The organism is Sphingobium sp. B11D3B (assembly GCF_025961735.1).
Lineage (GTDB): Bacteria > Pseudomonadota > Alphaproteobacteria > Sphingomonadales > Sphingomonadaceae > Sphingobium.
On sequence record NZ_JAOQOF010000001.1, the window covers coordinates 2330091 to 2345612 of the forward strand.

Sequence of the window (15522 nt, forward strand, 5' to 3'; positions counted from 1 at the left end):
GCGCCCCTCCTCGCTACCGCAGGGGCCCCATCACCGCCAGAGGGAGCGCGGGGCGCGGACCTCGCTTCCCTTGGCGCGCAAGCTTGGCTAACGCAGGCGCCATGAGCACCGCCCCGTCCCTCACCGATCCTGTCGCGCTTGCCGAAGCGCTGATTGCCTGCCCGTCCGTCACACCGGCGAGCGGCGCGGTGTTCGATGCGCTGGAAGCCATGCTCACCCCGCTCGGCTTCACCGTCGAGCGCTTCATCGATGGCGAGCCGCCGCACGGGCCGGTCGAAAATCTATTGGCAGTCCGCCGGACGGGCGATGGCCCGCATGTCGCCTTTGCCGGCCATCTGGACGTGGTGCCCCCCGGCGAGGGGTGGACGAGCGACGCCTTCCGGCCCGAGCGGCGCGGCGAACTGCTCTACGGGCGCGGCGCTGTGGACATGAAGAGTTCCATCGCGGTGTTCGTCGCGGCCATCGCGCGGGCCGATGCCGAGGGCGCCCCGCTGCCCGGCACGATCAGCCTGCTCATCACCGGGGATGAGGAGGGCGACGCCGTCCACGGCACCCGCGCGCTGATGCGCCATATGGCCGAGCGCGGCGTGACGCCGGATGTCTGCCTCGTGGGCGAGCCGACCTCGGTCCAGCGCCTTGGCGACATGATCAAGATCGGCCGGCGCGGCTCGGTGAACATGTGGATCAGCGTCGAGGGCATGCAGGGCCATGTCGCCTATCCGCATCTGGCGAAAAACCCGATTTCGCCGCTGGTGCGCATCTTGTCCGCCATCGAGGCGATCGAACTGGATCAGGGCACCGACTGGTTCCAGCCCAGTAATATCGAGATCACCGACCTGCATGTCGGCAATCCAGCAACCAATGTCATTCCCGCAAAGGCCACGGCCCGCATCTCGATCCGCTTCAACGATCTGCATCGCGGTGAGGATCTCGTTGCCCGAATCCGCACCCTGGTGGAGGCCGAAGGCGGCACGCTGCGCGCCATGATCAGCGGCGAGTCGTTCCTCACCCAGCCGGGTCCGTTTTCAAGCCTGATCAGCGAGGCGATCGCCGCCGAAACCGGCGTCACACCGGAACTGTCCACCAGCGGCGGCACCTCGGATGCCCGGTTCCTCTCGGCGCTTTGCCCGGTCGTGGAGTTCGGTCTGCTGAATGCGACGATGCACAAGCTGGATGAGGCGGTGTCGCTGGCCGACATCGAAAGCCTCACGCGCATCTACAAGCGGATCCTGAGCGCGGCCCGAACGCTCGGTTGACGCGGCGACACTAGGGCGAACCGCTCAGGCAGCCTTGCGCCTCACCTGCTAAACCGCCGATCCCAAAACCAAAAGAAAACGCCGCCGGTCTCCCAACCGACGGCGCTTCCCAAATCTGTCGACTGATCGAAAATCAGGCGAAGGTGACGCTCGTGGCGCCAGCGCGGCGACGCATCACGCCACCGACCAGGCCGAGGCCGGCGATCATCATCGCCCAGGTGGCGGGCTCCGGAACCGGAACGGTCGCGAGATTGTCGATCTCGAACGAGTTGCGGCTCGATTGCAGCGTCAGGCCAACGATCTTCTCGTTACCCTCAGCGAAAATCTGGAACAGACCGTTGGTGTTCGCCAGGATCTGGTTGCCGTCGGCGTCGTTGGTGAAGTTGCCGCCCGGCGTGATCACGAAGCTGGAGCCACCGTCCAGCAGAACGGTCAGCGTGTTGTAGGCGTCGATCGAACCCCAGTCGAACTCCACGGCGCTGGCGGCGCCGAAGTTGATCGTCGCGGAACCGTTGGCGAGAACCGACAGATAGGAAGACGAACCGAACGTCGCATAGGCCGGCGGCGCGCCGGTCGAGTTGGACGGCGGCGTGTTGATCTGGAAGTTCGAGCCGGTGATGCCAGCCGTCGTGTCGAACTGGTTGATCACATTGTAGCCTGCCGTCGGTGCGGACGTGCCGGGGAAGTACAGGAAGGTCACGGCCTGCGCCGGGGTAACCGCGGCAAGGCCGAGGGCGATCGCAGACGCCTTGGCAAAGAGGTTCATGTTCATGTTCAACTCCCACATAAGAGGGGCAATTGTTAATCGATTCTTAACCCTCCGTCCAATGGGATTTCGCAGAAACGCGGTAAATTTCTGTCTCATTTCGGAGCGCGAACATGAACGAACGCAAATGGCGGTTTCCTGCCTGCCAGCGGGCGACATGCCAGTGCGGACATCCTCGTGCGCATGGCTATCCCGGGCCACGCAGCGCTGCCTAATTGCTGCGGCGCAAAATCACGTAGAGAGCGCCATCGCCGCCATGGCGCGGGTGGGCCTGGCGCACACTGGCAATGCGGTGGGCATGGGCGCTCCTCGCCAGCCAATCACCGATTTCCGCGCGAATCGCGCCACGTCGCCGGGTTTCGCCGGGCGCCGGGGCGGGCCGCGGCTTGCCGGTCACCACCAGCAGCACCCGCCAGCCCTGCGCGAGGGCATCGCCGATGGCCCGTTCCAGCCGGATATGCGCTGCTGCCAGATTGAGGCCGTGCAGATCGATGGCATGATCGGGAATAATCCGCCCGGAACGAATGCGCTTCTCCCAGCTGCCGTCCAGCACGGGCACGGCGACGGGCGGCGGCGGGGATGGCGGCGGCGCCATAGGACGACTCGGTGGAATTCGGCCCTTCACCGGCTTGGGCGCATCCAGCGCCGCAGCAAAAGCCGCTGCCGAGACCGGCTCCACCGGCGGAAGCGGACGGACCCGCCGCAGGGGTGTCACCGTACGGGTTAGCTTGCCCCAGAGCGCGCGCTCATCGGGCGTGAGAACCCGCCGGGCCACGCTCAGCGGCCAGCGGTCAGGCGGGCATAGGTGCCGATCGGCAGCAGCAGCAGCGCGCTCCCACGGGCCGACATACCGCCGGCGATGCCGCGAGCGCGCTCACCGGCACCCCAGAAGGTATCAAAACGGTTGCTGCCCTTGATGGCGCCGCCGGTATCCTGTGCGATCCAGAGCCCGTTGGGCTCGGCCCGGTCGAGCGACAGCAGCACCGGCGCGCCGAGCGGCACGAAGGTCGGATCGGCCGCGACGCTCACCTCCGCCGTCACCGGCACGCCCAGCGCACCAAGCGGCCCGGGACCGGTCAGCTCTTGGAAGAAGACGTAGCTTTTATTCTCGTTCATGATCGATTGGCCCTGCGCCGGATTGGCGCGCAGCCAGCTCATGATGTCCTGCATCGAGCCGATCTGGATCAGCCCCCGGTCCCGCATCAGCCGGCCGATGCCGGTATAATCGCGCCCATTCTGCCCGGCATAGCCGATGCGCATGATCCCGCCATCGGGCAGGCGCAACCGCCCGCTGCCCTGCACCTCGAGGAAGAACAACTCGACCGGATCGACGGCATAGGCCAGTTCCAGGCCACGCCCGTCCAGCACGCCTGCGGTGATTGCCGCCCGGTCATCATAGGGCACGAAGCTGGAGCCCTGCACCTTGCCCCTGATGCGCCGACCCTTGAGGCTCTCGCTGAACAGGCCGAGATCGACCTCGATCAAATCGTCCGGCTTGCGATAGATCGGCGTCTCGCAACCGGTGGCGCGCGTGCGGCAGCCGGCGATTTCCGGCTCATAATAGCCGGTCGCGAATGCCTTGCCGTCACCGACCTGCACGGTTTCGAAATAGCGCCGGAAGAATTCCCGCGCGTTTGCCTCGCTCCAGCTTGCTGCGGCCGCGCAGGCCGTCTGCCAGTCGGCATTGCCGGTGAGGCCGCTCTGGTCGCGCCGACGCAGCAGCGAGGGGCAGGAGAGGCGGAAGGCTCGCAAGGCTTGCCCCATCCGCTCGGATGCAGCCGGCAGGACCGTGTCGATCGCTGGCCCCGGCGTCAGGCCGGCGGCCACGGCGGGCGCCAGTTCAGCCTGATCGGGCGCAGGGGTAGGCGCAGGGGCCGGGGTAAGCGGCGGACGAGGTGTTGCCGGTTGGGGCGGCGTGGCGGGCGAAGAAGGCCGGGAGGGGACGGGTCGCTGACCAGGCCCACCCGGCGGGATCATGCTGCCGCACGCCGCCAGAGCCAGCGCGCTTGCCAGAGCGGAAAGCTGCTTGAAACGGGTCTGAAAGCGAGCCGGCACGGCGATCCGCCTGCGCGCCGCTCAGCCTTCGTCCGTCTCCACCAGCTCCCAATTGGGATCGCGGCTGGAGAGATTGCGGCTGAACGTCCAGGTTTCCGCCGTGGAGATGGCGTCATCCAGCGATCCGCCCACAACATTGCCGTCCCGGTCGCGCGTGACAGCGGACAGATCGGCTTCGAAGTGGATCGCGATGAACGCGGTGCCGCTTTCGACGCGCGCAGCGTCGATCCGCGCGTCCTCGATGCGGACGAGCTTGTTGTCCATGGTCAGACCATCGGCCTCGCGCTGGTCGATGGCGGCGCTGAACGCGTCATACACATCGTCCGCGCAATAGGTGCGCAGCGTCTCGCGGTCGCCCTTCCAATAGGCTTCGAGGATCATGCCATAGGCCGCCTTGGCGCCGCCCAGAAACTGCGCGACATCGAAGTTGCGGTCGGTCGCGATGATCGCGCGCAGCCCGGGCTGGGCCGGCACTGCCACTGCATTGTCGGCCGCGCGCTGCGCGGGCGTGCGATTGTCGACCTGCCCGGAGGACGGCATGGGCGCGGCCGGACGATCGTCGGCCGGCGTGGGAAGCTGCCGCTGCTCATGACCCGTGCGCTTGCCGAGCACAGAGTAAAGCCGCAACGCCAGCAGTGCGAAGATCATGGCCAGCACGACGATGACGGTCACGAGGTCAACACCCTTCCTTCAAAACATAACCCGCAAGACATAGGCACGTTCGCGCAAAACTTCAAACGGACAACGCGCCAGACCGCCGGAACGATACCGACATTCGGTAAAAAAGCCCCCAACGCAGCCGCCCGGCCTCCTCACCCCGATTTTCGTCGGCCACGCGAGCGTTCCGCGCACCCGGGAAGCGCCACCCCCATTGCCCCCGCCTTGCGTGCCTGCTAAGCGGCGCGCCCATGGACAAGGAGCGCGGTTTCGCCCGGCACGCTCGGTGTCCGGCGAATTTCCAGCTTCTAGGTCGCGGCGGTCCTGCGCCGGCGGCATGGCAGCGACCATCGAGGAACAGGATTCACGCATGACCGACACGACCGACACCGTCGCCAATGGCGCCGACACCCAGCCCCAGATCGGCCTGATCGCGCAATATGTGAAGGATCTCTCGTTCGAGAACCCGAACGCGCCGGCCGTCTACCAGTGGCAGGAGCAGCCGCAGATCGACATCAACTTCAACATCAGCAACAACCAGATTGCCGATGATGTGTACGAAGTCGCGCTGAAGGTGAGCGCCAAGGCCGTGGCCGAGCAGGGCACCGCCTTCGCGGTCGAACTGGTGTTCGCCGGTCTCTTCGGCATCCGCAACGTGCCCGAGGACCAGATGCGCCCGTTTCTCTACGCCGAGGCGCCGCGCCTGCTCTTCCCCTTCGCCCGCCGCGTGCTGGCCGATGCGGTGCAGGATGGCGGTTTCCCGCCGCTCATGCTCGATCCCATCGATTTCGGCGCCCTTTACGTCCAGCAGCAGGCCCAGATCGAGGCCGCTGCGCAGGGCGAGCCCGCCGGCCACGCCTGATCATCCGCCAGTCCGGCATAGAGGAAGGGTCATGCCCATGCGCCTTGCCTTTCCTCGCCTGACTGCAACCCTTCGCCGCCCGGCCGCTCCCCAGCGCTGCCGGGCGGTACCGTTTCGCCCGGCCCGAATATCGTCGACGTCGCCACTGTCGGAACAGCCATGAGCCTGCTGCGCTCCACCGGCACCATCGGCGCCCTCACCCTCGTCAGCCGCGTCCTCGGCATGGTGCGGGACATGCTGATGGCGCGCTATGTCGGCGCCGGCTTCGCGTCGGACGCCTTCCTGATCGCCTGGCGCCTGCCCAACCTGTTCCGCGCCCTGTTCGCGGAAGGCGCTTTCTCCGCCGCTTTCGTGCCGATGTTCAACCGCATCATGGGCAAGGAGGGCGCCGATGATCCGGAGGCCGGACGCGCGGCAGCGATTCGCTTTGCCGGTCAGGTGCTCTCGGTCCTCTTCCCCATCCTCGTCGCGCTCACCATCGTCATGATGCTCGCCGCCGGACCGGTCGTGTGGGCGATGACCGGCGGCTTCCCGGATGGCGGACCGGAGAAGTTCGCGCTCGCGCGCCATCTCACCATCATTACCTTCCCCTATCTCGGGCTGATCTCGCTCACCTCGCTGCTCGGCGGCATCCTCAACAGCTTCAACCGCTTCTGGGTCAATGCCGCAGCGCCCACCCTGCTCAACCTGTGCATGATCGGGGCGCTGCTGTTCTTCCGGGGCGACACAGAGATCCAAACGGCCGTCACTCAGGCGATTGCCGTCACGGTTTCCGGCGCGATGCAATTGCTCTGGCTGATCTGGTCCTGCCGCCGGATCGGCGTAGCCCTGAAGCTGTCGGCCCCGCGCCTCTCGCCACAGGTGAAGACGATGCTGCTGCTGATCGCACCGGCCGCCATCGGCCAAGGCGCCATACAGATCAACCTGCTCATTTCCACCTCGCTTGCAGCGCGCTTCCTGCCGCAAGGGTCGGTGAGCTGGATTTATTATGCCGACCGGTTGAACCAGCTTCCGCTTGGCCTGATCGGCATCGGCGTCGGCACGGCGATGCTGCCGCTCATCTCCCGCCAGATCGGCGCCGGCGACACCCGCGCGGCCAATGAGACGCAGAACCGCGCGCTGGAGCTGGCGCTGTTCCTCGCCTTGCCCGCCGCGATCGCCCTGTTCGTCTCGGCCGTGCCAATCATCCGCGGCGTCTTCCAGCATGGCGCCTTCACGGCGGACGACACGCTGGGCGCGGCGGCCGTGCTCGCCGCCTTCGCACCGGGCGTGCCGGCCTATGTGCTCATCAAGGTGTTGACCCCCGGCTTCTACGCCCGCGCCGACACGAAAACGCCCGTGCGCATCGCCTTCATCGCCATGCTGGTCAATCTGGTGGGCAATCTCACGCTGATCTGGCGGTTCGGTGCCGCCGGCATTGCCGCTTCCACGGCCCTCTCGGCCTGGGTGAACGTCGCGCTGCTCTACTGGACGCTCAGCCGCAAGGAGCACCTCACCCTCGACGCGCGCTTCCGCGCCAAGGCGCTGCGCATCGTCGCGGCCGGCTTGCTGATGGGCGCCGCACTCTGGGCGGGCAACCAGCTTCTCGACGCACATATGGCCGCCGGCTTCTGGCGCCGCCTCATTGCGCTTGGCCTGCTCTGCGGTGGCGGCGGGCTGGTCTACGCCATCGCCGCCATCGGCTTTGGCGCCTATCGCATCGCCGAGCTAAAGGCGCAGTTGCGGCGCAGGCCGCGCTGAGGCGCGCCCTCCCGATTGTTCGCCCGGCTTGACGCCACGCCTCACGGACGACAGAGCGGAGCTCTTCTTATAAAGCAGGACTTTCCTCATGCGCGTGCTCTCCGGCATCCAGCCGACCGGTAATCTCCATCTGGGCAATTATCTGGGCGCGATCCGCAACTGGGTGCGGATGCAGGATGAGATGGATGCGGAGTCGCACTGCTTCTTCTTCCTGGCGGACATGCACTCGATCACCGTCCACGAGACGCGCGAGCAAAGGCTGGCCAATGTGCGGGACATGGCCGCCGCGCTGGTCGCGTGCGGCATCGACCCGGATCGCTCGGTGCTGTTCAATCAGGCGCGGGTGCCGGCTCATGCCGAGCTGTGCTGGTTGCTGAACGGCACGGCGCGGATCGGCTGGCTGAACCGCATGACCCAGTTCAAGGACAAGGCCGGCAAGAATCGCGAGGGCGCCAGCGTCGGCCTGTTCGTCTACCCGGTTCTGCAGGCCGCCGACGTGCTGCTGTATCAGGCCACCCACGTGCCCGTAGGCGAGGACCAGAAGCAGCATCTGGAGCTGACCCGCGACATTGCGGTCAAGTTCAACGCCGATTTCGGCGTGGAGCTGTTCACCCTGCCCGATCCGATCATCCCCAAGGAGACAGCGCGGATCATGAGCCTGCGCGATGGCACGGCGAAGATGTCCAAATCCGACCCCAGCGACATGAGCCGGATCAACCTGACGGACGACAGCGACACCATCGTGCAGAAGGTGCGCAAGGCCAAGACGGACGCCGAGCCGCTGCCCGCCGAGGCGGCTGGTCTGGCCGGGCGGGCCGAGGCGCTCAATCTGGTCGGCATCTACGCCACCCTTTCGGGTATCACGCCCGATGCGGTGTGCGCACAGTTCGCCGGGCAGGGCTTCGGCGCCTTCAAGCCGGCACTGGCCGATCTTCTGGTGACGCACCTCGCGCCGATCCGGGAGCGGTTCATTGCGTTGCAGGAAGATCATGCCGCGCTCGATGCCATATTGGAAAAGGGTGCCGCAGCGGCCGCCAAGGCAGCCGAGCCCACCCTGCGCGGCGCCTATGAGGCGATGGGATTGATGCGCTGAGCCGAAGGCCGCTGCGCCGTTTCGACACACGACACACCGATTGCAGGAACCGCATTCAACGCCAGTTCATTTGACCTAAGGTATCAAGGCGTACACTACGTCCTAGAGGGTGTACTCGCCCGAGAAACGGAACCGTCTTATGAACAGCAAGCGTCTCCTCGTCACTGCAGCGGCCTCGCTCCTTGCGCTTGGCCTCGCAGGCTGCGCCTCGCCCTTCAAGGCGGATGTGGCCCGCTTCCAGCAGCTTCCGCCCGCGCAGGGCCAAAGCTTCACGATCATGCCCGGCGAACAGGATCTCGCCGGCAGCCTTGAATTCCAGCATTATGCGGATCTGGTCGCCCAGCGTCTGGTCGATCAGGGCTATACCCGTGCGGCCGATCCGGCGAGCGCGCAACTCGTCGTCGAACTGGACTATGGGGTGGATCGCGGCACGCAGCGCGTCCGCTCGACCGGCTTTGCCCGCTCGCCCTTCTACGATCCCTTCTATTATCCCGGCTACTATCGTGGATGGCGCGGCCGCTATGTGATGGGCTGGAACGATCCCTTCATGTGGGGACCGGGCTATACGGATATTGAGAGCTACATGGTCTACCAGAGCGATCTGCACATGCGGATCAACCGGGTCGGCGGCGAGCCGCTGTTCGAGGGCACCGCCCGCGCCCAGTCGCTCAGCAACAAGCTGACCTATCTGGTGCCGAACCTCATCGACGCGCTGTTCACGGGCTTCCCGGGGCAGAATGGCGAAGAGGTCCGCGTGACCGTGGCGCCCGAACCGAAGAAGTAAGCTTTCGGCAGATTATCGAACAGGCCGGTGCCCTCCCAATGGGCGCCGGCCTTTTTCTTGGGGCTCGTCAGGCGGGCGTGTCGTCCCCGCTGGCACCGAGCTTCTGCTTGCGGAACAGTGTGCGGTCGGCCTCGCCGAATGCGACCTTCCACATCAGCACGCAATAGACAGCCAGCGTGAGCGGCAGGCCAACCACCAGCTCGATCCATTCGAGCCGGCGCGGGAGCAGCGTGAAGCCGAACCCGACAAGCCCGGCTACGACACCGCAGAGCACAAGGCTCGACCGCCAGATCGGCAGGCGCATCCCCAGCAGACCACTGAGCAACCGGGATTTGGCGATGGCGCCGCAGCCAAGGGCAATCGCCAGCGCCACCGCCGGCATCGCGGCGACATAGCCGTCCGCCAACTCATAACGGCGCGCCACGATGAGCAGGCCCACCGTCAGCATCGCCTGCAGGCCCACGGTGGCCAGCGAGAGGTAGAGGTTGCGCAGGCGGGCGAGGTACACCAGCGCCGCCTCGCTCACCACCGCCGGGCTCGCCAGCACTTCCGCCGCCAGCAGACCGCCAAGCGCAGCGGCACCGATGACGAAGGTCGGCCCGACCAGCCCCATCACCGCCTCGCCCGGCATCGCCAGCGCCACGGCGACCCCAAGCTGCGCCGCGACGATCCAGAAGCCGACCTGGCTCACCTGGCGCCCAATCGCCTCATGATTGCCGAGCGCGATGTTGCGGGTGATCACCGGGCCAAGAATCGGCTCGAAGCTGGTCTTCAGCTTCTGCGGCAGGGAGGCGACCTGCTGCGCGACATAATAGATGCCGACGATCGCCGGGGACGCGAACAGGCCCAGAATCGCGAGATCGAGACGCCGCGTACCCCATTCGATGGCGTCCGCACCGGCCAGAGGCAGATTGCGCATGGCCAGATGCCAGATCCGCCCGGGATGCGGTCGCCAGCCGCGCGGCAGGCCATAATGGCGCATCAGCGGCCAGAATGCCGCCAGCGTCGCGGCCGCCATCGAGGCGACATAAGCCAGGATCAGCCCGTCGCGCGGCGAATAGAAATAGAGCGCCAGCGCCGCGATGCTGATCGTCCACGGCTCGACAATCGCGCGCGCGCGCACCGTCGCGGCGATGTTGTATTGATAGGCACAGGCTGCCAGCGCCACCTCGGTCGTCGCAATGGCGATGACGATCAGCGGCAGCAGCCGGTCCAGCCCGTTGAGGCCGCTATTGGGGAACATCGCCTCAGGAAAGACGATGAGCAGGCCCGCCGCCACAGCGCTGACGAGGATGCACAGCCACATGGCATCGGCAACGACATGGGCCTGCGGGCGGCTGTCCTTCGCCAATTGCTCGGCGAGGCCGCGCTTGAGCCCCATGGTGGCGAGTTGGGCCGCAAATTCGATGACCAGCACGGCATAAGCGAAGCGCCCGAGCGTCGCCGCGCCATAGAGCCGCCCGGCAATGAACAGGAAGGGAATGCGCGCCGCCAGCCGCAGAACGAAGCCCAGCACATTGGCCCTGCCGCCCCGCGCCAGCGCCGAGATGTCATCGCGTTCGGCCTGCTCGGCCTCCCCACGCGCTATGGTCATGCAAGGCGCTCCCCGGCGCGGGCCGTTGCGCCGCGCCAGCCAGCCATAGGCGTTGCGATCGATGTGCGCAAAGTCTCTTGGTCCCTCATTCGGCGCGTAACGGCCGAGCCAGCAGCGCGGCGATCACATCGTCAACGCGCGACGCGCCGGAAAGAAGCGCACAAACGGCTTCGGTCACGGGCATGTCGATGCCCTGTGCGCGCGCCGCTTCGTGCAGCACCGGTGCCGTCGAGGCGCCTTCGGCCACCGTATGGCGATGGGCCAGCAGTGCATCGGGGGATTGCCCCTGCCCCAGCCCATAGCCCAGCGCATAATTGCGGGACCGGGTCGAGGAACAGGTCAGCACCAGATCGCCCAAGCCCGACAGGCCGGCCATCGTCTCCGGCCGCCCGCCCCGCGCGAGGCCGAAGCGGGTCATTTCGGCAAAACCGCGCGCAATCAGGGCCGCACGGGCATTCTGCCCCAGTCCCGCACCCTCGACCACGCCGCAGGCAATGGCGAGGACATTCTTGACCGCGCCGCCGATCTCGGCGCCCACCACATCGTCGGAGACATAGGGCCGGAAGGTCGGTCGCGCGATCACATCGGCCAGCAGCCGCGCCAGCGCTTCTTCCTCAGCAGCGAGCGTGACAGCCGTCGGCAGGCCGGCGGCGACCTCATGCGCGAAGGTCGGGCCCGAGAGCACCGCCACCGGCGAGCCGGGCATCACCTCGCGGGCGACTTCATGCATCAGCAAGTGCGACCCGGCCTCGATTCCTTTCGAGCAGAGAATCAGCGACTGGCCCTGCGGCGCGAACTGGGAGAGGACGGCGCGCATTGATTGGGAGGGCGTCACCACCAGCAACGCCCCGGCGCCGGCGAGATCGCCCGGCGCCTGCGTCGCCCGAATGCGCGGCGAGAGGGGCTGGCCGGGCAGATAGGTCTCATTCTGGCGGCGCGTATTGATCGCCTCCACCACGTCGCTATTGCGCGCCCAGAGCAGCACATCGCTGCCGCCTTCAGCCAGCACCTGCGCCAGCGCCGTGCCCCAGGCGCCACCACCGAGTACACCGATCGGCCCTGCGGCGTTCATGCCTTCACCCCCGCGCCGCGCACCGTCTCGGCGCTCGGGTCCAGCGGCCAGCGCGGCCGCGCCGCCACGGCGAGATCGTCCACAAGGCCGAGCGCGAACCGTTCCGCCCCCGCCCAGCCGATCATCGCGGCATTGTCCGTGCACAGCCAGAGCGGCGGCGCCACGAATCGCAACTCGTGCTGAGCGGCTAGCCCCTCCAGCGCGCCGCGCACACCCGCATTGGCAGCGACACCGCCCGCGACGACCAGCGCCGTCGGCCGGCCCGTCATGGCTTCCAGAGCGCGCTTGGTGCGATCGACCAGACAATCGATCACTGCCTGCTGGAAGCTCGCCGCGATGTCGGCATCCGCCCACTGCCCGCTCTCGACTGCGCGCATCACGGCGCTCTTAAGGCCGGCGAAGGAGAAATGCGGCTCGCCGCTGCCCACCAGCGGACGCGGCAGCGGCACTGTGCGCGGATCGCCCTGCGCCGCCAGCGCCTCCACCTTCGGCCCGCCGGGGATGCCGAGGCCGAGCAGCTTGGCGGTCTTGTCGAACGCCTCGCCCGCGGCATCATCGATGGTTGTGGCAAGCCGGCGGTAATCGCCCACGCCGCGCACCTCGAGCAACTGGCAATGCCCGCCCGAGACCAGCAGCAGCAGATAGGGGAATTCCAGCGAAGGATCGGCCAGCCGTGGGGACAGCGCGTGTCCCTCCAGATGATTGACGGCGATCAGCGGCTTGCCGGCCGCATGAGCCAGCGCCTTTCCGGTGACAAGGCCGACCATCACCCCGCCGATCAGCCCCGGCCCTGCCGTTGCGGCAATGGCATCGACATCGGCGAGGCTGAGCTTGGCATCGGCCAACGCCGCTTCGACCAGCGGGATCAGCGCCTCGACATGCGCGCGCGCCGCGATTTCCGGCACGACGCCGCCATAAGGACCGTGCGCGGCTTCCTGCCCCGCGAGACGGTGGGCAAGGATCGTGCGATCGCTGGCGACCAGCGCAGCCGCCGTTTCGTCGCAGCTTGATTCCAGACCGAGGATGATGGGCATGGCACTTTCCTCTAGAGACGTGCGCGCGCAGGGTCTATCGGCATTCGCCATCATGCCCGAGCAGTTTCCCTCGCCCACCGCCCCGCTGCGCCTCGGCACACGCGGCTCCCCCCTTGCCCTGGCCCAGGCAGAAATGACGCTGGCCGCGCTTGCGCTCGCCCACGGCCTGCCCCGTGAGGCGCTGGAGATCGTCGTCGTCACCACCAGCGGCGACCGCATTCAGGACCGCGCCCTGGCCGAACTGGGCGGCAAGGCGCTGTGGACCAAGGAACTGGACCGTGCGCTGCTGGCGGGCGAGATCGACTGCGCGGTGCATTCGATGAAGGATGTGGAAACGATCCGGCCGGAGAGCATCCACATCGCCGCGATGCTGCCGCGCGCTGCGGTGGAGGACCGGCTGATCGGCGCCCCGAGCATCGAGGCCTTACCGCAAGGCGCGCTCATCGGCACCGCCTCGCCCCGCCGCGCCGCTCAACTCCGCGCGCTCAGGCCAGACCTGCGCACGACGCTGCTGCGCGGCAATGTCGCGCGGCGCCTGGCCAGCGTGGAAGCCGGGGAGATTGACGCGACGCTGCTCGCGGCGGCCGGGCTCAACCGGCTTGGCATGGCAGAGGTCGGCGCCACCGTGCCCGCCGAGGTGATGCTGCCCGCCGTCGCGCAGGGTGCGGTCGGCATCGAGTGCCGCGCCGATGACGAGCGGATGCGCCGTCTGCTCGCCGCGATCAGCGATGCGCCGACTCAAACCTGTGTTCTGGCCGAACGCGCGCTGCTGCTCGCACTGGGCGGCAGTTGCCACTCGCCCATCGGAGCGCTGGCGCGGCTGGCCGGTGCTGGCGTTCATCTGCGCGGGCAGATCCTGCTGGAGGACGGCAGCGAGCAGGTCTCCGGCGAGATCATGTTGCCCACCGGCGACACGGCCGGAGCCGCCGCGCTGGCCGCGCAATTGCTCGAGGGCGCCTCCCCAGCCCTGCGGAGCCTGTTCACGCCGTGAACCGCCCCTATCTCATCCTGCGCCCACAACCGGGCAATGATGCGTCCGCCGCCAAAGCCGCCGCGCTCGGCCTAGAGGTGGTGCAGTTGCCCTTCTTCGAGGTGGTACCGGTCCAGGAAGAACCGCTCCTGCGAGGCCCGTTCGACGCCCTGCTCGTCACCAGCGCCAATGGCGCACGCTACGGCGGTGACGCGCTGGCGCGCTTCCCGGACCTGCCGGTGTATGTGGTGGGCGACGCCAGCGCGGACGCCGTGCGCGAGGCTGGCCACCCCAATGTCATCATCGGCGGCGGCGATGCGGCGTCCACCGTCCCCATGATCGTCGCGGCCGGCCACCGGCGCATTCTGCATGTGTGCGGGGAAGAGACGCGCCCGTTCGACCCGCTCGACCTCAGCATCACGCGCCACATCTGCTACCGCACGGAGGCGCGGGACATGCGGCGCTACACCAAGATGCTGGTGACCATGCCGCCCTCGGTCATCGCCGTGCATTCGCCCGCCGCCGGGCGTCGCCTCAACGCGCTGATGCCGCCTGCCTGCCGCAACCATTTCCTCATCGCGATCAGCCAGGCCGCGGCTAACGCCACCGGATCGGGCTGGCGCCGGGTGAGCGTCGCGCCGGAGCCGAACGATAGCGCCTTGCTGCGCCTCGCAACCTCGCTATGTATAGGCACCTCTTGAGGGATCGGGCAGAACAGATGGACGGCAACGCACCGGAAAACGGTGTCGGTGAGATGACGGACCGAGCGCAACCGCCGCGCCGGAGCCGATTGCGGCTGATCGTCGCCTGCTCGCTGATCGCCTTCCTGCTCGGCCTCGGTGCGATGGCCTGGATCATGACCAATTGGGATCGGCTGTCCTTCGGCCCCGGCGGCGATCCGGCGGCACTCACAGACGATATGAATGCCGCCCAGAACGGCGCCGAGAGCGGGGCGAATGGGCAGGCGCCGGATGCCGCGCGGTCGCGCGGTCTCTCCGACGTCACCGAACGCCCCGAAGATCGCGTGCTGACGCTGGAGCAGCGCCTCAACCGCATCTCGCTTGCTGCCATTGCGGCCTCTGGCCATGCCAACCGGGCCGAGGCAATGATGATCGCCTTCGCCGCCCGGCGCGCGCTCGATGCCGGCCAGCCGCTCGGCTATATCGAGGGCCAGCTCCGCCTGCTGTTCGGCGATGCGCAGCCCAAGGCCGTCGCCACCATCGTCAACGCCGCAGCGCAGCCGGTGACGCTCACCACGCTGCGCCAGGGGCTGGAGCAGGTCCGCAGCACCGCGCAGCGCGGCGACCCGAATCAGGGCTGGTGGTCAGCGGCGATGCAGGAGTTGCGGGGTCTGGCCGTGATCCGCCACGCCGGCGATCCCTCCCCAGAGCTGGACGAGCGCATCACGCGCGCGCGGATGTTCACTGAATCCGGACAGATGGAAGCCGCCATCGATGAAATCGCGGCGCTCCCGGCCCAGCCGGAGGCCGAGCTGTGGCTGGAGCAAGCCCGCCGCTACAAGGAAGCCCGGCGCGCGCTCGATGTCATCGAAGCCGCCGCTATTTTGGAGCCGCGCGCCGCGCCCATCGTGGCGCCCGCCCCGCTGCCCACCGAGACTGAAGCAAGTCCGCAGCCCTGA

The 15522-nt window shown here is 67.7% G+C and carries 15 protein-coding genes; 8 read left to right on the top strand and 7 right to left on the bottom strand.

Annotated elements, in window-relative coordinates:
• The first annotated feature begins 101 nt into the window (after positions 1-101).
• Entirely contained in the window at positions 102-1256 is a 1155-nt protein-coding gene (dapE, locus tag M2333_RS10970) for a succinyl-diaminopimelate desuccinylase (RefSeq protein ID WP_264611766.1), read from the top strand.
• A gap of 133 nt (positions 1257-1389) precedes the next feature.
• Here dapE and M2333_RS10975 read toward each other — a convergent pair whose 3' ends face one another.
• From M2333_RS10975 to M2333_RS10990, 4 genes are all read right to left on the bottom strand, one after another.
• Positions 1390-2028: a PEPxxWA-CTERM sorting domain-containing protein gene (locus M2333_RS10975; RefSeq protein ID WP_264611767.1), complete on the bottom strand. Its 639-nt coding sequence runs from the start codon at positions 2026-2028 to the stop codon at positions 1390-1392.
• 205 nt (positions 2029-2233) lie between these two features.
• Complete coding sequence (locus M2333_RS10980) at positions 2234-2797, bottom strand: Smr/MutS family protein (RefSeq protein WP_264584238.1); 564 nt, start codon at positions 2795-2797, stop codon at positions 2234-2236.
• A 2-nt stretch (positions 2798-2799) separates the two neighbouring features.
• Positions 2800-3999, bottom strand: a complete 1200-nt coding sequence (locus M2333_RS10985; RefSeq protein ID WP_264612611.1) for a murein transglycosylase A — start codon at positions 3997-3999, stop codon at positions 2800-2802.
• Positions 4000-4098: 99 nt separating this feature from the next.
• Positions 4099-4749, bottom strand: a complete 651-nt coding sequence (locus M2333_RS10990; protein WP_264611768.1) for a Tim44/TimA family putative adaptor protein — start codon at positions 4747-4749, stop codon at positions 4099-4101.
• A 355-nt stretch (positions 4750-5104) separates the two neighbouring features.
• Between M2333_RS10990 and secB the strand changes: the two genes are divergently transcribed.
• The 4 genes from secB (at position 5105) to M2333_RS11010 (ending at position 9213) form a co-directional block, all read left to right on the top strand.
• On the top strand, positions 5105-5596 hold the full coding sequence (gene secB / locus M2333_RS10995; protein ID WP_181558661.1) for a protein-export chaperone SecB: 492 nt from the start codon (positions 5105-5107) through the stop codon (positions 5594-5596).
• Positions 5597-5755: 159 nt separating this feature from the next.
• On the top strand, positions 5756-7336 hold the full coding sequence (gene murJ, locus M2333_RS11000) for a murein biosynthesis integral membrane protein MurJ (protein ID WP_264611769.1): 1581 nt from the start codon (positions 5756-5758) through the stop codon (positions 7334-7336).
• An 88-nt stretch (positions 7337-7424) separates the two neighbouring features.
• Positions 7425-8429: a tryptophan--tRNA ligase gene (gene trpS, locus M2333_RS11005; RefSeq protein ID WP_264611770.1), complete on the top strand. Its 1005-nt coding sequence runs from the start codon at positions 7425-7427 to the stop codon at positions 8427-8429.
• Positions 8430-8568: 139 nt separating this feature from the next.
• Positions 8569-9213 carry a DUF4136 domain-containing protein gene (locus tag M2333_RS11010; protein ID WP_181558658.1) on the top strand — a complete coding sequence of 215 codons (645 nt, stop codon included), beginning with the start codon at positions 8569-8571 and terminating at the stop codon, positions 9211-9213.
• Between the two features lie 67 nt (positions 9214-9280).
• On the opposite strand, the gene M2333_RS11015 is transcribed toward M2333_RS11010, so the two are convergent.
• The 3 genes from M2333_RS11015 to tsaD form a co-directional block, all read right to left on the bottom strand.
• The gene (locus tag M2333_RS11015) at positions 9281-10807 is read right to left on the bottom strand and encodes a lipopolysaccharide biosynthesis protein (RefSeq protein WP_264611771.1); all 1527 of its coding nucleotides are present in this window, start codon (positions 10805-10807) and stop codon (positions 9281-9283) included.
• An 85-nt stretch (positions 10808-10892) separates the two neighbouring features.
• Positions 10893-11879 (bottom strand): NAD(P)H-dependent glycerol-3-phosphate dehydrogenase, encoded by a 987-nt coding sequence (locus M2333_RS11020; RefSeq protein WP_264611772.1) that lies wholly within the window; start codon positions 11877-11879, stop codon positions 10893-10895.
• Positions 11876-12913, bottom strand: coding sequence for a tRNA (adenosine(37)-N6)-threonylcarbamoyltransferase complex transferase subunit TsaD (gene tsaD / locus M2333_RS11025; protein ID WP_264576601.1), 1038 nt, complete (start codon positions 12911-12913; stop codon positions 11876-11878). The genes M2333_RS11020 and tsaD overlap by 4 nt, the downstream gene beginning before the upstream one ends.
• A gap of 52 nt (positions 12914-12965) precedes the next feature.
• Between tsaD and hemC the strand changes: the two genes are divergently transcribed.
• The 3 genes from hemC to M2333_RS11040 are packed head-to-tail and all read left to right on the top strand — an operon-like array spanning position 12966 to position 15522.
• Positions 12966-13904, top strand: a complete 939-nt coding sequence (gene hemC / locus M2333_RS11030) for a hydroxymethylbilane synthase (RefSeq protein ID WP_264612612.1) — start codon at positions 12966-12968, stop codon at positions 13902-13904.
• A complete protein-coding gene (locus tag M2333_RS11035; RefSeq protein WP_264611773.1) occupies positions 13901-14584 on the top strand; it encodes a uroporphyrinogen-III synthase in 684 nt (227 codons plus the stop codon). The genes hemC and M2333_RS11035 overlap by 4 nt, the downstream gene beginning before the upstream one ends.
• Positions 14585-14601: 17 nt before the next feature.
• Entirely contained in the window at positions 14602-15522 is a 921-nt protein-coding gene (locus M2333_RS11040; protein ID WP_264611774.1) for a hypothetical protein, read from the top strand.